A 15,632-nucleotide genomic window follows, 5' to 3' on the forward strand; every position below is an offset into this window, starting at 1 on the left:
CCGCAGCGGCCGGCACCGGCACAGGGCGCCCCTCGTCGGAAACGGGCGGCCGGACCGAGGACGGACACCCCCCACCCCGGCCCCGACCCACAACGCACCGCAGGCGCGACACCAGCCACCCACACACCGCAACGGGCCGCCGCAGGCACAAAAAGGGGCGCGGGGAACTGCGCGACCAGCCCCCACGCACCCGCAGGCAAACGACAGCCGAACGACACCCCGCGCCGCCGGACCTCAGCCGCACCACCCCGCCGCGAGGCGCGCCGTAGCCGACCGCACGAGCGGACTCTCCGCCACCCCCAGCACCCCCGCCGCCCGCAGCACGGCCTCCAGCCCCGGCCGGTCCCGACGGCGGGCGCACAGCACCAGCGCTCCGGTCACCGCCTCGGCCCACCGCGCGCGGTCCGGCTCCGCCGCGTGCGCAGCCGCCGCCGCGACGGCCCCGGCCCACGCATGTACGGCGTCGGGGGCCGCGCCGACGGGTGGATACGGCGACGGTGTCCCCTCAGCGGCGGACTCCGGCAGGCACGGCGACGGGGCTTCCGGCACCGGCCGGCTCACCTGCCGCAGCCGTGCCGCCGCCGCCAGCCCGGTAGCCAGGGTCGTGTGGTAGCAGGTGCCGAAGAGGTACGCCTCGGCCTTCTCCCCCGTCAGTCCCGACAGCACCGCCGGGCGATGGACCGGGCCGGGTACCGCGCCGTCGGGCCGCTGCGCCGACGCCAGGGCCGTCCACCCCCGCCGCACCAAGTCCGTCCGACCCCCTCGCACCAGGCCCGTCTCCTCCAGGCCCACCACGTCCGCACACAGCAGCAGTTCCGCCAGCAGGTCCAGGTGGCCGCCGATCAGGTGGGAGGCCAGCAGCACGCGGACGGTGTCGTCCACGGCCGCGCCGGGCGGCAGGGCATGGGCGCCGAAGTCGGTGGCGTAGAACAGCGCGTGCGTGAATGCGTAGATCTCCGTGTCGTCCAGAGCGAGCGGATCGGCGCCCAGGCCGGGCACGCTCTGGCGGTACAGGGCGGGCAGGCCGGGCACGCCCGGGGGGACCGCCACGCCGGCCCGGTCGGCGACGTAGCGCAGCTCCAGCCGGGACAGCAGCGGCCGGTGCGGCTGGAAGTGGCCGCCCGCGCCCGCGACGAGCAGGGCCTCGCATCTGTGCAGCAGGGCGGGCCGGGGGCGGCCCAGCAGGTGTTGCAGCGCGACCAGGTTGAGGTGGTAGGGGAAGAATTCGTCGGCGCGCCGCAGCCGCCGTGTGAACTCGGCTGTGCCCACGACCTGTTCGGCAAGCGCCAGCGCACCCGCGCGCAGGCCCTCGGGCACGGGCCGGACCGGCGCAGGCGTAGGCGTAGGCGTAGGCGCAGGGGTACCGGACAACAGACGCAGGAAGCCGAGGAGTTCGAGCAACGGCCCGGCCCGGAAGGGCCGGCGGGGCAGGTGGCGTTCCCACGTCTCCGGGTCGAAGAAGCGCAGGTTCCGCTCCAGCCAGCCCACAACCCGCGGCAGGACGTCCCGCGCCGGTTCCGTCCCTGCCCCGCTCACCGCCCGCTCCTCAGCCGGAGCAGCCCCAGGGCCGGCACCAGCACCCCTGCCAGTGCCGCCAGGTCGTCCCACCACGGCAACAGGCCCGGCCCGCCCAGCAGGGACTGACGGGCCAGGTCGACCGCGTAGGTCATCGGGTTGAGGTGCATCGCGGCCGACAGCCACCCCGGCGCGTCCTCGGGGCTGAAGACCGAGCCCGACAGGAACAGCATCGGGAACATCGCGAGCTGGACCGTCGCCTGAAGGGTCTGGACCCGCTTGATCAGCGTGGCCAGGCACAGTCCGAGGACGCTGAACACCGCCGCGGACAGCGCGTAGCAGCCCGCGGCCAGGCAGAAGCGCCGCGGGGTCATCGGCACCCCCGCGAGCGGGGCGAAGGCCAGCATCAGCATGCTCTGCACCGTCACCGTCCCGGCGCCGGCCACGACCTTGCCCAGCGGCAGGCAGATCCGCGGCACCGGCGCCACGAGCAGCTCGCGCAGCACGCCGTACTCGCGGTCCCAGGCGTACGTCTGGCCGGAGGCGACCCCGATGGACACGACCTGGATCGCGATGATGCCGGGGAAGACGTACGCGCTGAACGGCAGCCCGGGGCGTACCGCGCCGATCATCCCGTCGAAGCCGACGGCGTAGACCAGAACGAAGAACACGATCTGCACGGCCTGGCTGAACAGCACGCCCGGCCGCTTCAGCTGGCGCAGCAGGTCCCGGTGGGCGATGACGGCGACCGCCCGCGCGCCCTCGGCCAACCGGGCCCCGGCGCTGTCGGCGACGGCCGGCAGCAGAACTGTGCTCATGGCGTTCCCACCCGCTTCTCCTGCGCCACCGCCAGGTAGACGTCGTTCATCGACGGATGCCGCACCGACACCGTCAGACCGGGTACGTCCAGGGCGCGGACGACGTCCGCGATCCGGCCTTCCGGGTCGGCACAGTGCACGGCGATCCCGTCCGGTTCCGTCAGCGGGTGGAACCCGGCGGCGCGCAGCTGGTCCGCGGCGAGCCGGTCGTCGCCGCTGGCCACCACGATCCGCGAGGAGTCCAGGCTGGACTTCAGGCGCGCGGCGCTGCCCTGCCGGACGACCCGCCCCTGGTGCATGATCACGATCTCGTCGGCGTACTCGGCCTCGTCCATGTAGTGCGTGGAGTACAGGACCGTCACGCCCAGTTCGTCGCGCAGCCGGGTCAGGTCGGCCCAGACGGCGCCGCGTGCGCTCGGGTCCAGGCCGTTGGTCGGCTCGTCGAGGAGGAGCAGTCCGGGGCGGTGCAGCAGGGCTCGGGCGATCTCCACGCGCCGGGCGAGCCCGCCCGACAGTTCCTCCACCGGCTGCCGACGCCGGTCGGCGAGGCCGAACAGGTCCAGCATCAGGGTGATGCGCTCGCGGGCGTCGGCGCGGCGCATGCCGAACAGGCGGGCATGGAACCAGAGGTTGCGCTCGACGGACAGCTCCTTGTCGAGGGTGCGTTCCTGGAAGACCAGTCCGAGCGAGCGGCGCGCCGCCGTGGGGGCCTGCCGCACGTCGTGCCCGAAGATCCGCACGCTGCCCGCGTCGGGGCGGGACGCGGTGGACAGCACGCCCATCAGGCTGGACTTACCCGCCCCGTTCGGGCCAAGCAGTGCCGTGATGCGGCCGGGCGGGGAGGAGATGTCGACGCCGTCGACGGCGGTGACGCGACCGTAGCGGACCACGAGGCCCCGTACGTCGATCGCGGGCGTGCGGACCTCCTCGCCGGACCGGGCCCGCGGATCGGCCGTACCCGCCGCTGCGGGCCCCGCCGCCCTCACGCCAGCCCCAGACAGCGGTCCCACGGGTGGGGTCCGTTCGTCACCGGCAGCAGGGCGAGGGCGACTCCGGCGGCCCCTTCGAGCATGCCGGCCACGTTCAGCGCCCGGTGCGGGACGGGCGAGCGGGCGGCGGCCGGGAAACGCATCAGGTGCCGGAAGGCGAACGGGGCGTCCTCGTCGAGGCAGTCCAGGACCATGCCGGTCAGCCGGGCGCGCCCGGCGTGCAGTTCGGGGTCGCCCGACGCCTCGGCGACCCGGGAGACCACGGCGAGCAGCCCGGCGTACCCGTGGCAGACGGTGGGGCCCTCGATCGCCCACCTGTCTTCCTCGCGCCGCAGGGCCGCCCGCAGTGCCGCGACCGCGGACGCGCGCCAGATCGGCTGCCCGAAGACCTCGCCCGCCCGGTGCAGCGCGGCAGCGACGCCAGGGGTGCCGTAGCACCAGGCGGTCCGGGTGAACAGGGCACGCGGGCGCGGGTCGGCGGTCTCGTCCTCCCAGCCGGCGCGGGCCGGGAAGTAGGGTCCGGCGTCGTCGACCAGCGTCCACCCGAGCAGCCACTCGGCGATCCGGTGGGCGGCCTCCTGAATGCCCGGCGTCCGGTGGCCGCGTTCGGCGGCGGCGGCGAGGACGGCCAGCGGCCCGGCGATGCCGTGTGCCATACCGAGGTTGAAGTCGCCGTGCGGATACGCGGCCCGGTCCCGCTCACTGACCTGCAGGGCCGCCGGCACCCACCACCCGGGCACGTTCCGCGGCCCGTCCGGGCCGTCGACGGTCACCGGTTCCGTCAGCGCCACCAGGTGACGCAGCGACTCCTCCAGCGCCCGAGCGGCCGCCGGTGAGCGCTCGGCCGGGTCGTCGACGGCGTCGAGGAGCAGCCGGGTGGTGCCGGACAGGCCGTTGACCAGGTCGTACGCCGCCCAGTCGACGCCCTGTCCGCCCTCGTCGGCGCGGGCGCGGGCGCGGAAGACGGCGAGGCGTTCGGTCTGGTCCCTCGCGACCCAGGACGTCAGGCGGTGCCGCAGGGAGGCGTAGTGGCCCTCGGGGCCCGCACAGGTCTGGGCGGCGGCGAGCAGTGCGGCCGGGCCGGAGAACAGGCCGCGGCTGGGTGCGGTGGGCGCCGCGCGGCCGGCCGCTGCGAGGTGACGGTGGGCCACGGACCGCCAGGAGGGGTCCTCGCGGGCCAGTTCGCCGTGCAGCAGGGCGGTGCCGGGCAGACCGTTGGCGAGGGTCAGCGGGCCCCACATCACCGCGTCGTACACGGGGTCCCGGTTGTCGTCGCGCGAGGCGACGGCGGCCACCGCGTCCGGGTCGGCGAGGCGTTCGGCGACCAGGGTGACGGCGCGCCCGGCGGCCGTGCGCTGTGCTGCCGGGGTGCCGGCGAGGGAGCTCATGACTGGTGCCTCCGACGGTTGAGGTGGTCCTGGACCGCGCCGCGGGCGATGCCGAGGACGGTCGTCTCCCGTGCGGTCGAGCCGCCGAACAGCCGGTTGCACACCATGTGCATCAGGCTGCCCACGACCCGGCCCTCCGGTGTCTCGTCGGCCGCCCTGACCTGCGCGGCGAGCCGCCGCACGGCCGCGTCGCGCTCCCGCAGGGCGGCCAGGACGCGGGCGCCCAGCGGGTCGGCGGCCAGGGCCGGCCAGCCGCCGCGGGGGTCGACCAGGCGGCGCCAGTACGCGGGCCGGGCGCGGTAGGCGTCGGGCAGGTCGCGCCGTGACCCGGTCATGGACAGCCAGGCGGCGGCCGCGTCGTCCCCGCAGTCCTCGGTGAGCAAGGGGTGCCCGGGGGCGGGCGGCCCGAAGGCGTGGGCGAGAGCGGCGCAGGAGACTACGGCGAGGGCGTCGAGGCCGAGCCCGCCGGCCCACAGGCCCTCGCTCCCGGGGGCGCCTTGGTGGGCGATGCGCAGCAACTCCACGGCGGCCTCGCTGTCGTACTGGAAGACCTCCTCCGCCGTGGCCAGTGCGGCCGCCCCGCCGTAGCGCTCGGTCTCCGGGTCGTACGGGGCGACGGTGTGGCCGCGCAGGAGCCCCTGCCGCTGCCAGTCTCCGAGGAGCTCGCCGACTGCCGGGGCCACCGCGCTCCACAGCACACGCCGGTCGCCGCGCAGACGCAGGCGCAGGTGGTGGCCGGCGTCGTCGGTGTAGCGGATGAAGAACCAGCGGTCCGCGCCCAGTTCGCGGGACCGGCCGATCAGCCGGTGCAGGTGCAGGCGCAGCAGGTCGTCCTGGGTGCGGGCGGAGCCGTGGAGCTTGAGGTGGAGCCAGTCGCCGCCGAGTCCGTGCACGGCCCGCTGCGGCAAGTGGCGCCCGGCGTACGGCCGGTGGGCCGGGGTGCCGGAGCGGCGGGTGAGCGGGACGACGAGTTCGGCGGTGTGCCCGGCCAGCGGGCTGTCGAGCAGGCCCTCGTGCTCACCGGGCACCTCCTGGGCGATCAGGTCGGGATGCCGGAGCACCTGGTCGCGCAGCAGCTCCCGGTGCCAGGGGTGGCCGAGGTCGAGGAGCAGCCGCTGGTCGGCGGTGACGGCGAGGACATGACGGGGTACGTCCCACCGCTCGCGCCACCGGGCGACGGCCCGGTCCCAGGCGGTGCCCTCGGGGCCGTCCGCACCGTGCTCCCCACCCCCGAGGGCGCGAAGTTCGTCGAGACGCCAGACGGCGGGCGCGAGCACGAAGCGGCCGTGGCGGATGCGGGGCACGCAGGGCGCGTCCGCGAGCGGCCCCCAGTTCCACGGCTCCCACAGCCGCTGCCCCTCCAGGCCGATCTCCCACAGCAGCCGGACGGCGTTGGGCGCCTGGGCCGGGGCGCTGACCATGTTGCCGAGGACGGGGACGATCTCCCGCCCGGTCGGCAGGTGGACGGCGGTCAGCCGGTCGAGGGTGGCGCCGACCGCGATGTCCGCCAGGCGCAAATCCTCCACCCCGGGCGCGTCGGGGACGCCGACGGAGATCCGGCGGCCGGTCGCCGGCCGGGTGTGGGCGAGGTTGGCCGCCCGGCCCGACCGGGGCCAAAAGGCCAGATCGGCGGCGAGCGCGCCCTCGACGTGGACGGGCGTGTCCCGGTGCAGGGCGGCGAACGGCTCCCGCCAGGCGGGGTCCTGGTCGGCGAACCGGGCGAAGGTGGACCCGGCCCGGTGCGAGCCCGGTGAGGGGGACAGGAAGACGAGGAAGTCGCCGTCGGTCAGCGACTCCGCCGACGCGGCGACGACCTGCACGGTGACCTCGCAGGAGTTCTGCGCGTGCGCCCGCTCGCCGGCGCCGTCGTGGCGCAGTTCGGCCAGGTCGGCGTCCGTGAGCACCACTTCCCGCCGCCGCTCGCGCAGCGCGGCGGCGGCCAGCCGCGCCATGGCCCGCTCGCGCCGGGCGGTGCGCGGGTCGTCCGGTGGTACGGGCGCGGCCTCGCTGTTGGGCCAGCCGTACCCGGCGGGCGCGCCGAGCCCGGTGGACGGATCGAGCAGGTCCAGCACGGGTACGAGGCGGTCGGCGCCGTACACGTCGAGGAACCGCCGGTGGTAGTCGCGCAGGGCGAACAGCCCCCGCTTGGGCCGCGACAGCAGCACCATGACGTCCACCGCGCGCTCCACCTCGGCGCGCACGGCGTGCGGCAGGTGCAGGGTGGCGTCGAGCCGGGTGTCGATGTGCAGCGGGGTGTCGTCCGCCGCGACGGAACGCGCGGTGCCGAGGAGCGCGTGCAGCCGGTCCCGTCCGGCGCCCAGCGGCAGGGCGTCGTACTCGGCGCGCTCGCGATCGAGCCGGCGCAGGGCGCCGACGGTGTGCCGGGTCTCCTCCGACGCCCCGGTGACGGGGCCGAGGACGGCCAGGACGTGCCGCAGCGGGTCCCCGCCGTCGAGGGGCGGACGCAGCCCGGTCAGCAGGATCTCCTGCCGGACCAGCTCCCCCAGCAGGTGGTGCAGCCGGTCCACGGGCGCCTGCGGGAAGGCAGCGGTGAGCCGCTCCGCCAACAGCGGGTACGGCACGGGCGTACGCGCCTCCCGCACGACCCACGCCACGACCGGGGTGTGCCGCACGGAGACCGTGGCGCGTCCCTCGCCGTCCGGGTCGGGGCCGGCGTCCGGCGCCGAGGGGGCGGTGAGGACGAGACGGTCGCCGCGGACGGCCAGTGCCTGGTGGGCCTGGACGGTCAGCGCTTGCAGGACGGCCGGGTCGCGCTCCAGACGGTGGGTCACCTTGGCGAGCCAGCGCTGGTCGGCGTGCGTGCGGGTGCGGTGGCCCGGGCCGCGGACCGCCTTGGCCGTGACGTCGAACTCGCCGGCCGTGACGCCCGCGAAGAGGCCGAAGGGGGTGGGCCGGGTCCGCATCCGGATGTCGTAGCGCAGGACGGCGAGGGCGGCGCGGCGCAGCCGGCTCGCCTTGAGACCGCCGCCACCGTGCCGGGCGACGCGGTGGACCAGGGCGCTCAGCGCCGGAGAGGCCACGGCGAGGGCTTCGTCGAGCACCGGGTCGGCGGCGGCCGCGGCGAGCAGCGCGGCGCAGGCCGCGGGATCGGCGGGCGGGGTGCCGTCCGCCGGGAGGGGCAGGCCGGGTGCGGCCTGCGCGACGGGTGCACGGAGCAGGAAGACGTCTCCGGCACGGAACAAGGACTCCCCCAAGGTTTTCTTCCCCTCCTCGCGGACTGCTCCCGGGCACCGGTGGATGCCGGGCGAGGCCCGGGGCCGGCCGGGAGAACCGGCCGGCCCCGGGCCGAGGGCGGTCAGCAGCAGTGGCTGCAGCCCGAGCCACCGCCGTCGCTGGTGCAGCCGGGCGTGCAGTAGGAAACGGAGGTGATCGCCGGACCGGCGACCGACTTCTCCACGCCGATCTCCAGGTCGAGGTCGAACAGGTCCGCCTCGTCGTACTGAACTCCGTGGGTGCCCATGAAAGGCTCCTTCGTCAGAACCGGATGAATGTTCGTCGGATCGATCCGTGGTCACGGAACCATGCCGTTTCGGACGTACTCAACAGCTCCCGTGCGGCCTGGCAGGAATGGCAGTCCGCTGGCAGAGGCTGGAACCCCGGATTCCGAACGGCCCCGCACGGCGCCCCGAGCGGCGGCCGAATCCCGACGCACGGGTGTGAACCGCCGCCCGGTCAGGCGCTACGTACGACGTGTGTGTTCGGACGAAGCCCTGCTGACCGCGGCCGCGCGTGGTGACCAGACCGCCCTGCGGACCCTCTACGAGCGGCATGCGGCCGCCATGCTGCGCCTCATCCGCAGACTCACCTCCGATCAGGGGGTGGCGGAGGAGATCCTCCAGGAGTCGTGGCTCGCCGTGTGGCGGTCCGCCGCGGCATTCCGTGGCGAGTCCTCGGTACGCGGCTGGCTGCTGGGCGTCGCCCGGCGTCAGGCCCACAACCAGCTGCGCCGCTCCCGGCCCCGGTTCACGGACCTCGCCGAGGCCCAGCACGTGCCGCACCCTGAGCCCGGGGTGGAGGAGCAGGTCCTCGTGGAAACCGAACGCACGGAGCTGCGCGAGGCCGTCCGCGCCCTGCCCGAACATCTGCGGGAGGTGCTCGGCCTGGTCCTCGTGGAGGAACTCGCCTATCCGGAGGTGGCGGCCGTCCTCGGCATCCCGGTGGGCACAGTCAAGAGCCGGATGTCCCATGCGCGCAGGCGACTGGGCAGCATGCTCGCCGCCTCGCGGCTGGAAGGAACGGGACGACGATGAGAGACCATCTTGCGGACGAGGAGCTGATCGGGCTCCTGCGCGGTGTGCCCGCCGAGGAGGACCGCCGTCACCTCGACGGCTGCACCGGCTGCCGGGCGCGGTTCGCGGACTGGCGTGCGCTGGGCGTCACGGTGCGGAAGGCGGAGAGCGCGGAGGCGACCGTACCGAGCTTCGACACCCTGCTGGCCCCGGCCCTCTCGGGTGCCGCCGCCACGGCCTCGCCCCAGGCGTCCCCGGCCCCCGCGCGCTCGCCGGCGCCCTGGCGGCTGGCCTGGCAGCTGGCACGCACGGAAGCGGCGCTGCTGCCCAGGCTGTGGGCGCCGCTGAGCGCGATGGGACTGCTGGTCGCCGCCGCGGTGACCCCCCTCCTGGACGCGGGACGGCTCGGCCCCCGCCTCTTCGGCGCGGCCTGCGTGGCGCTGATCGTCCTCGCCGGGCTCGTCGTCGCGTCGCCGCGGCGTGATCCACGGGGGGAGCTGATGTTCACCCTCCAGGTGCCGCCGGGGACGGTGTTCCTGGCCCGGATGGTCGTGGTGATCGGCGCCGACCTCGCGCTGGCGGTGGTGTGTTCGGCCCTCATCGGCGGGCCCGGGTGGTGGCCGGTGGTCGCGGGCTGGCTGGGCGAGGCCCTCCTCGCGTCGTCCCTGGCGCTGGCCCTGTCGGTACGGATAGCACCGGCGGCCGGAGCGGCGGCGGGAGCCGGCCTGTGGGCACTGGGCGTACTGACCGGACCGCAGGGCCTGCTCTCCACCCCCCTGCGCGCCCTGCTGGACCCGGTCCTGTCCACGAGCCCCTGGACCCTGACGGCGTCAGCAGCGCTGCTGGCCTGGGCAACGGGATCGATGCGCCGCTACCCCGCCCGGGGGTAAGGCTCGCGCACCCGCCGGATGACTGGCCCCCCGCCCCGAGTCCCCGACTCACAACGAACCGCAGGCGCGACACCAGCCACCCACTGGACAGCAACGGACCGCCGCAGGCAACAAAAGGGCGCGGGGAACTGCACGACCAGCCACAACACAACCCGCAGACAAAAACCGGCCAGGCGCCGCAGGCACCCGCCCCCAGCCATCCCGAAACTTCCGTGAACCGCCCCCCACCCCCACCGCTACGTACACCACACGTCCGCCGCCCCTCGCCAGTCATCCCCCGCCTGGCGAGGCGGCGACGGATCCCGCCAGAACACCGCACGGGGAGGAGCAGGTCATGAGCGCCTGGCCGCACGAGGCCCGCCGCTGCGGCCTCGCCGCCCTCGTCCTGCCCTGCGCCGCCGCCCTCGTAGCCTGGGCGGCGATGGCCACCGGCGACGACCCCGACGGCACCCTCCTCGGCCGCGCCCTCCTCACCACCGCCCTCCCCGCCGCCACCGCCCTGGCCTGCGCCTCCGTCGTCGCCCGGGAGACGATGACCGAGCTGCACCTCACCCTCCCGACCCGCTACCCCCACACCGTCGCCCGCCGCCTGTGCGCACCCACCGTCCTGGCGGTCCTGGCGGCCACCGCCCTGGTCGGCCTGCTCACCGCCACCGGCCGTGACATCCGCCCCGCCACGACGCTCACCGAACTCGCGGGCCTGACCGCCCTGCTGACCGGCTGCGCCGTGTGGGGCACCGCCCGCCGCGGCTCGGCCGGAGCCGGCACCGCCCTGGTCATCGCCGTCTGCCTGGCCAAACTGCTGCTGCTGGACCGCGTCGCGCCACAGGGCGCACCGCAGGGCGTGCCGGCCCTCGCGGCCGGCGCCGTACTGACCGCGCTGGCCCTGCGCACCCTCGCCGACGGCGACCGCTCCGGCGCCCTGACCCCCCACGACAAGGAGAACTGAGTGCGCGCACCGGCCCAGGCACAGGCCAGCCTCCACCAACCCCCCACAGCACAGGGCGACTCGGCACGCCCGCCTTCCGCCCCCGAGGCCGCGACTCACCCGACCACCGCACCCACCCCCCGATCCCCCGCGACCCGGGTGACCACATGACCGTCTTCCTCTGCAGCGTCCGCTACGAGGCCCTCATGGCCGCCCGGCGCCGCACGGTGTGGGCCGCCGTGCTCCCGCTGGCCGCGCTGAGCCTGCTGCTCGCGCTGACCTCGCCCGTGGTCACCGCCGCCGCCGATCCCGCGACCCGCGTGGGCGCGGCCGCGGTGCTGGTCAACACGTTCTGCGCGCTCGGCCTGGCCCTCGCGACGACCGACCTGCCGCGCCGCGGTCTGCGGACCCGCGGCATGCCGGAACTGCTGACGGCCACTCCGACCGGCCGTCTGTCGCGCAGCACCGGCGCCCTCCTGGGCCCCCTGCTGACCGCGCTCGCGCCGATCGCCGCCCTGCTGCTGGCCTACGGGGCGGTTCTCGCGCTCGCCCACGCCGACGCCCGCCCCCTCGCGGCGGCGCTGACCGCCCTGGTCACGGCCGTCGTGCCCGCCGCGCTCGCCGCGACGGCGCTCGCCGGGCTGCTGGGCCTGCTCATGCCGGTCGCCGCCGCGCGGGCGGGCCTGGTGGCGGTGTGGCTGTGGGCGACCCAGTTCCCTCCCCGTTTCTCCCCGCTGCCGACGCCCACCGGCACCGTGCTGTCGCCGCTCGGCGGCTATCCGCTCGTGGCGTGGGCGGACGCGCCGTCGGTCTGGGCGGCCCGCGACGGCGCCGGCCCGCTGCGTCCGGACGCCACCGGCACCTCCGCCTGCCTGAACCTCGCACTGGTGCTGCTGACCGCCGTGGTGTGCCACGTCCTCGGTCACCTCGCCGCCCGCCCACGACGACACGGAGAGCGACCCCGATGAACATCACGACGCAATCCCTGACGAAGGTCCACCCGGGCGGCCGGCGCGCCCTGGAGGACGTGGACCTGCACATCGAGGGCGGCACGGTCGGCCTGCTCGGGGCGAACGGCGCAGGCAAGACCACGCTGCTGCGCATCCTGACCGGCGTGCTGAAACCCACGTCGGGCCGCGTCGTCGTGGCGGGGCACGACCTGGCCACGACCGCGGGCCTGACCGCGATGAAACGCACCCTCGGCTATCTGCCGCAGGAGCTGTCGCCGTACCCGGACCTGACGGCACGGGAGTTCCTCGACTACATCGCCGTCCTCAAGGGCGTCCACGACAAACGCGAACGCCGCCGCCAGGTCGGCGACCGGCTCGCCGAGGTCGGTCTGGAGGACCGCGCCGGGGAGCGGCTGGGTGGTTTCTCCGGCGGCATGCGGCGCCGTATCGGCATCGCCCAGGCGCTGCTCGGCGACCCGACGGTACTGATCGTGGACGAGCCCACCGCGGGGCTCGACCCGCACGAGCGGATGCGGTTCCGCGCACTGCTCGCCGGCCTCGGCGGCCACCGCACGGTGCTGCTGTCCACGCACATCCTCGACGACGTCGCCCAGACCTGCCCCGAGGTGGCGGTGCTCACCGCGGGCCGGCTCGTCTTCCACGACACCACGTCCGCGCTGATCAGCCAGGCCGCCGGCTGCACCTATCTGCTGCCGGCCGGCGCCGCGGCGCCGCGGCCGGGCGCCGACGTGGTCAGCGCGCTCACGACCGCCGACGGGCCCCAGTACCGCGTGGTCGCCTCCGTGCCGCCTCCGGACGCCCGGCCGGTGCAGCCGACGCTGGAGGACGGCTACGCGGCCCTGCTCCGAGCCACCGGACACCCTGTCACCCCTTCCGCCTCTCCCGAGAGCGAGGTAGCCAGTTCATGACATCCGAGACATCGACCCCCGGCTGTCGCCGGCCGTCCCGGACCCGCACGACCCTGCCGGTGACACTCGCCGGCGCGGCAGCCCTGCTGCTCGCCCTCACCGGGTGCGGCGGCAGCGGCACCAGCCACCCGGCCACCGGCCACCCCGACCCGCTGCCCAGCCCGACCTCCACCGCACAGCGGATGAGCGCCAAGAACCTCGGCTACACCTGGCCGCTCACCGTCGACCACGGCACCGCCGAGTGCCGCAAGGGGACCCAGGCCGTCTTCACCGCGCCCGACGGCACCGCCTACGCGCTCAACGACCGTGCGCGGGACGCGGGTTACCACGACATCGGGCCGCTGCGAGCCAAGGGCGACGACGGCGACCCGATCAGTCTGGGTTCACTGCTCAGCAAGACCCTGAAGCTGTGCAGGGCCGCCGGCTGACCACCGGAGCCCGCCACCGCGCCGCTCCCACCGGGGCGGCGCGGTTCCTGCTGCCCCGCCACACAGGGGGCAGCCCGTCCGAGGACCGCATGCCGACCTGAACACCAGGACCCATGACGCAGGACACCGAAGCTCAGGATCCACCGGTCGGGCACCGATCCGTACGGAACCGACCTTGCGAACCACGGGGGAACACCGTCTTGACCCAGCTCATCGTCACCACGTCGCTCCACGTCCTCGCCCACACCGGCCTGAAGCGGCCGTTCTCCACGCCCGGCACACCGCTCAGTACGCTGCGGGCCGGCCTCGACCGCGTCGACTTCGTCGACGACTCCCAGCTGGCCGCCCCGGGTGATCCCGGGCTGCCCGTCCTCCTGCCGGTGTCCAGCGAACTCCAGGCGGACCGGCTGCGGGCCCTGCGGACCCGCCATGCGATGGCGCTGCTGATCGCCGTCACCGACGACGTGTCCGGGCACCTCACCTACAACGCCATACGCTCGGGGGCGAACTGCGTCCTCAACCTCGCCATTCCCGAGGAGCGGCAGATCGACCTGTTGCTGGCGCGGTGCCGGGCGCACGCCTCGCCCGACACCGACTCACCCGCCGCCGGCCGTCCGGCCTTCCGGCTGTGTGTCCTGCCGGACGGCGCTCCGATACGGCCGCCCGCCCCCGCGCCCGGCACCGAGCCGTTCCCCGCTCTCGCCCCCCGGCCGGGCGGTTACGACGCCGCTCTGCTGCGGATGCTGTGCACCTCGGCGACGGTGTCGGAGATCGCGCGCCGCAACTACTGTTCGGAGCGGTCGATGTACCGCCGTATCCGCAAGCTGTACGACGCCTTCGGGGTGTCGGGCCGCAGCGAACTGCACGCGCGGGCGGCCGAACTGGGGCTGATCGACGCTCCCGGCCGCCCGGTCGGCCGGGCCGGCTGACCCGCCCCGAGGCCGTACGGTCCGGCCGCCCGCGCACCCGGGGCGGCCGGACCGCACCGTGACGGCCTCACCGGATGCCGGCACCGGCCGTTTCCACCAGCCGGAAGAAGCCGGCCTCGACATCTCCGTCGACGGCGAGCCCGTCCAGCGGGCCCTCATAGCGGGTGCTGCCGGCCACCAGCACCTGGACCCGGTCGCACACCTGCGCCACCTCGGCGAGCTGATGGCTGGCGATGAGCACCGCGACCCCCTGCCCGGCGAGGGAGCGGATGATGCCGCGCATCTCCCGGATGCCCACCGGGTCGAGGCCGTTCGTCGGCTCGTCCAGCACGATCAGCCGCGGCCGCGCCAGCAGCGCCACCGCGATGCCCAGACGCCAGCGCATGCCGAGCGAGTACGCGCCGACCTTGCGCTCCCGCGCCCCGGTCATGCCGACCCGCTCCAGCGCGGGCTCGATCCATTCCCTCGGCACCCCGCGCAGCCGGGCGTGGATGCGCAGCGTCTCGTCGGCGGTCAGCTGCGGCCACAGCCCGGGCACCTCGATGAGCGCGCCGACCTCGGCGAGGCTGTCCCGGCCCACCGGCCGGCCGTGGATCTCGATGCTCCCGGAGGTGGGCCGCTGCAGCCCGAGCAGCGCCTTCATCAACGTGGTCTTGCCGGCGCCGTTCGGGCCGAGCAGCCCATAGACCTCTCCCGACTCCACGGTCAGGTCGACGCCGTCCAGAGCGCGGTGGGTGCCGTAGTGCTTGTGCAGGTCGCGGATGCGCAGGGCGGGCACCATGTCAGATCTCCTTGCGGGTCATGTGCAGCCGGCCCACGGCGAGCAGGACGGCGGCCAGCACGGCGGCGAGAGCGACGGCGACCGGAATGGCCCCCGGATCCGTGACGGGGCTGTCCTTCGGCAGCGGCACACCGTTCGGCCCGATGCCGGCCAGCGGCAGCACCACCCGCATCGGCCAGGCGAACGGCACCGCGTACCAGAACACCTTGTCCGAGACGAGCGCCCCGCACAGCAGTCCGGCGACGCCCACGCCGATGCTGGGTCCCATGCCCCACGCCACGGCGACCAGCGTCGCCAGCGCGGTCATGGACAGGCCGACCAGCCAGGGCAGATAGACGGCGGCGGCCACGGTACCGAGCGCGTCCGGGAAGCGTCCGCTGAGCGCGGCGCCCAGGGAGAGCATCACCAGCAGCACGGTCGCCGAGAGGAATCCGAGCACCCCGAGGGCGGCGACCTTCCCGACGAAGTACCTGCCGCGCGGCACGCCGTAGGAGAGCAGCAGGCGCCAGGCGTCCTGGTCGGCGCGCACGGACAGGGCGGCGGCGAGCCCGGCCGTCATCGGCACCAGGACGCCCCAGAACTCCAGGGTCACGTTCCGGAAGACCTCGAACGTCTGCCCGGCCCTGGCCTCCGACGAGCCGAGCGCGCCGAGGAAGAGCGGCACGGTGATGGCCACCGGGGCCAGCAGGTGGTACCACGCCAGGAAGCCTCGCTTGAGGCGGGCCAGTTCCGTTCCCGTGACGGTCATCAGCGAGGGGTCGTCTCGCTCCCTCGCCGAGGGCGGGGCAGCTGTCGTGTCGTATCGCATGCCCGGTACGTAGCCGGGGGCCGCGCTCC

General features: G+C 75.1%; 15 protein-coding genes. 7 read left to right on the top strand and 8 right to left on the bottom strand.

Annotation, left to right across the window (positions count from 1 at the left end):
- Nucleotides 1–234 precede the first annotated feature (234 nt).
- The 6 genes from AB0J12_RS36795 to AB0J12_RS36820 form a co-directional block, all read right to left on the bottom strand.
- Nucleotides 235–1,536: a hypothetical protein gene (locus tag AB0J12_RS36795; protein WP_363269088.1), complete on the bottom strand. Its 1,302-nt coding sequence runs from the start codon at nt 1,534–1,536 to the stop codon at nt 235–237.
- Nucleotides 1,533–2,333 (bottom strand): ABC transporter permease, encoded by an 801-nt coding sequence (locus AB0J12_RS36800; RefSeq protein WP_363269090.1) that lies wholly within the window; start codon nt 2,331–2,333, stop codon nt 1,533–1,535. Before AB0J12_RS36800 ends, AB0J12_RS36795 begins: the two co-directional genes overlap by 4 nt.
- On the bottom strand, nt 2,330–3,319 hold the full coding sequence (locus AB0J12_RS36805; protein ID WP_363269091.1) for an ABC transporter ATP-binding protein: 990 nt from the start codon (nt 3,317–3,319) through the stop codon (nt 2,330–2,332). Before AB0J12_RS36805 ends, AB0J12_RS36800 begins: the two co-directional genes overlap by 4 nt.
- Nucleotides 3,316–4,710 (bottom strand): lanthionine synthetase C family protein, encoded by a 1,395-nt coding sequence (locus tag AB0J12_RS36810; RefSeq protein ID WP_363269092.1) that lies wholly within the window; start codon nt 4,708–4,710, stop codon nt 3,316–3,318. Before AB0J12_RS36810 ends, AB0J12_RS36805 begins: the two co-directional genes overlap by 4 nt.
- Nucleotides 4,707–7,913, bottom strand: a complete 3,207-nt coding sequence (locus AB0J12_RS36815) for a lantibiotic dehydratase (protein WP_363269093.1) — start codon at nt 7,911–7,913, stop codon at nt 4,707–4,709. The genes AB0J12_RS36810 and AB0J12_RS36815 overlap by 4 nt, the downstream gene beginning before the upstream one ends.
- Before the next feature lie 113 nt (nt 7,914–8,026).
- Entirely contained in the window at nt 8,027–8,191 is a 165-nt protein-coding gene (locus AB0J12_RS36820; RefSeq protein WP_363269094.1) for a gallidermin/nisin family lantibiotic, read from the bottom strand.
- 232 nt (nt 8,192–8,423) lie between these two features.
- On the opposite strand from AB0J12_RS36820, the gene AB0J12_RS36825 reads away from it, so the two are divergent.
- From AB0J12_RS36825 to AB0J12_RS36855, 7 genes are all read left to right on the top strand, one after another.
- Entirely contained in the window at nt 8,424–8,981 is a 558-nt protein-coding gene (locus tag AB0J12_RS36825) for a sigma-70 family RNA polymerase sigma factor (protein ID WP_363269096.1), read from the top strand.
- Nucleotides 8,978–9,850: a hypothetical protein gene (locus AB0J12_RS36830; protein WP_363269097.1), complete on the top strand. Its 873-nt coding sequence runs from the start codon at nt 8,978–8,980 to the stop codon at nt 9,848–9,850. Before AB0J12_RS36825 ends, AB0J12_RS36830 begins: the two co-directional genes overlap by 4 nt.
- A 334-nt stretch (nt 9,851–10,184) precedes the next feature.
- Nucleotides 10,185–10,799, top strand: a complete 615-nt coding sequence (locus tag AB0J12_RS36835) for a hypothetical protein (RefSeq protein ID WP_363269098.1) — start codon at nt 10,185–10,187, stop codon at nt 10,797–10,799.
- 146 nt (nt 10,800–10,945) lie between these two features.
- Entirely contained in the window at nt 10,946–11,746 is an 801-nt protein-coding gene (locus AB0J12_RS36840; RefSeq protein ID WP_363269099.1) for a hypothetical protein, read from the top strand.
- A complete protein-coding gene (locus tag AB0J12_RS36845) occupies nt 11,743–12,657 on the top strand; it encodes an ATP-binding cassette domain-containing protein (protein ID WP_363269100.1) in 915 nt (304 codons plus the stop codon). Before AB0J12_RS36840 ends, AB0J12_RS36845 begins: the two co-directional genes overlap by 4 nt.
- A complete protein-coding gene (locus AB0J12_RS36850; RefSeq protein ID WP_363269101.1) occupies nt 12,654–13,085 on the top strand; it encodes a DUF2511 domain-containing protein in 432 nt (143 codons plus the stop codon). Before AB0J12_RS36845 ends, AB0J12_RS36850 begins: the two co-directional genes overlap by 4 nt.
- A gap of 200 nt (nt 13,086–13,285) precedes the next feature.
- On the top strand, nt 13,286–14,014 hold the full coding sequence (locus AB0J12_RS36855) for a DNA-binding response regulator (protein ID WP_363269102.1): 729 nt from the start codon (nt 13,286–13,288) through the stop codon (nt 14,012–14,014).
- 67 nt (nt 14,015–14,081) lie between these two features.
- Here the strand turns inward: AB0J12_RS36855 and AB0J12_RS36860 are convergent, their stop codons facing one another.
- Nucleotides 14,082–14,795, bottom strand: a complete 714-nt coding sequence (locus AB0J12_RS36860; protein WP_363269103.1) for an ATP-binding cassette domain-containing protein — start codon at nt 14,793–14,795, stop codon at nt 14,082–14,084.
- Between the two features lies 1 nt (nt 14,796).
- A complete protein-coding gene (locus AB0J12_RS36865) occupies nt 14,797–15,543 on the bottom strand; it encodes an ABC transporter permease (protein WP_363269104.1) in 747 nt (248 codons plus the stop codon).
- Nucleotides 15,544–15,632: the final 89 nt, after the last annotated feature.

This window comes from Streptomyces sp. NPDC049915, assembly GCF_040656475.1.
Classification (GTDB): domain Bacteria; phylum Actinomycetota; class Actinomycetes; order Streptomycetales; family Streptomycetaceae; genus Streptomyces.

Excerpts from the sequence above, each read along its gene's own strand:
- AB0J12_RS36800 (WP_363269090.1), bottom strand. The coding sequence starts at position 2,333 with ATGAGCACAGTTCTGCTGCCGGCCGTCGCCGACAGCGCCGGGGCCCGG.
- AB0J12_RS36810 (WP_363269092.1), bottom strand. The coding sequence starts at position 4,710 with ATGAGCTCCCTCGCCGGCACCCCGGCAGCACAGCGCACGGCCGCCGGG.
- AB0J12_RS36820 (WP_363269094.1), bottom strand. The coding sequence starts at position 8,191 with ATGGGCACCCACGGAGTTCAGTACGACGAGGCGGACCTGTTCGACCTC.
- AB0J12_RS36830 (WP_363269097.1), top strand. The coding sequence starts at position 8,978 with ATGAGAGACCATCTTGCGGACGAGGAGCTGATCGGGCTCCTGCGCGGT.
- AB0J12_RS36835 (WP_363269098.1), top strand. The coding sequence starts at position 10,185 with ATGAGCGCCTGGCCGCACGAGGCCCGCCGCTGCGGCCTCGCCGCCCTC.
- AB0J12_RS36840 (WP_363269099.1), top strand. The coding sequence starts at position 10,946 with ATGACCGTCTTCCTCTGCAGCGTCCGCTACGAGGCCCTCATGGCCGCC.
- AB0J12_RS36845 (WP_363269100.1), top strand. The coding sequence starts at position 11,743 with ATGAACATCACGACGCAATCCCTGACGAAGGTCCACCCGGGCGGCCGG.
- AB0J12_RS36850 (WP_363269101.1), top strand. The coding sequence starts at position 12,654 with ATGACATCCGAGACATCGACCCCCGGCTGTCGCCGGCCGTCCCGGACC.
- AB0J12_RS36860 (WP_363269103.1), bottom strand. The coding sequence starts at position 14,795 with ATGGTGCCCGCCCTGCGCATCCGCGACCTGCACAAGCACTACGGCACC.
- AB0J12_RS36865 (WP_363269104.1), bottom strand. The coding sequence starts at position 15,543 with ATGACCGTCACGGGAACGGAACTGGCCCGCCTCAAGCGAGGCTTCCTG.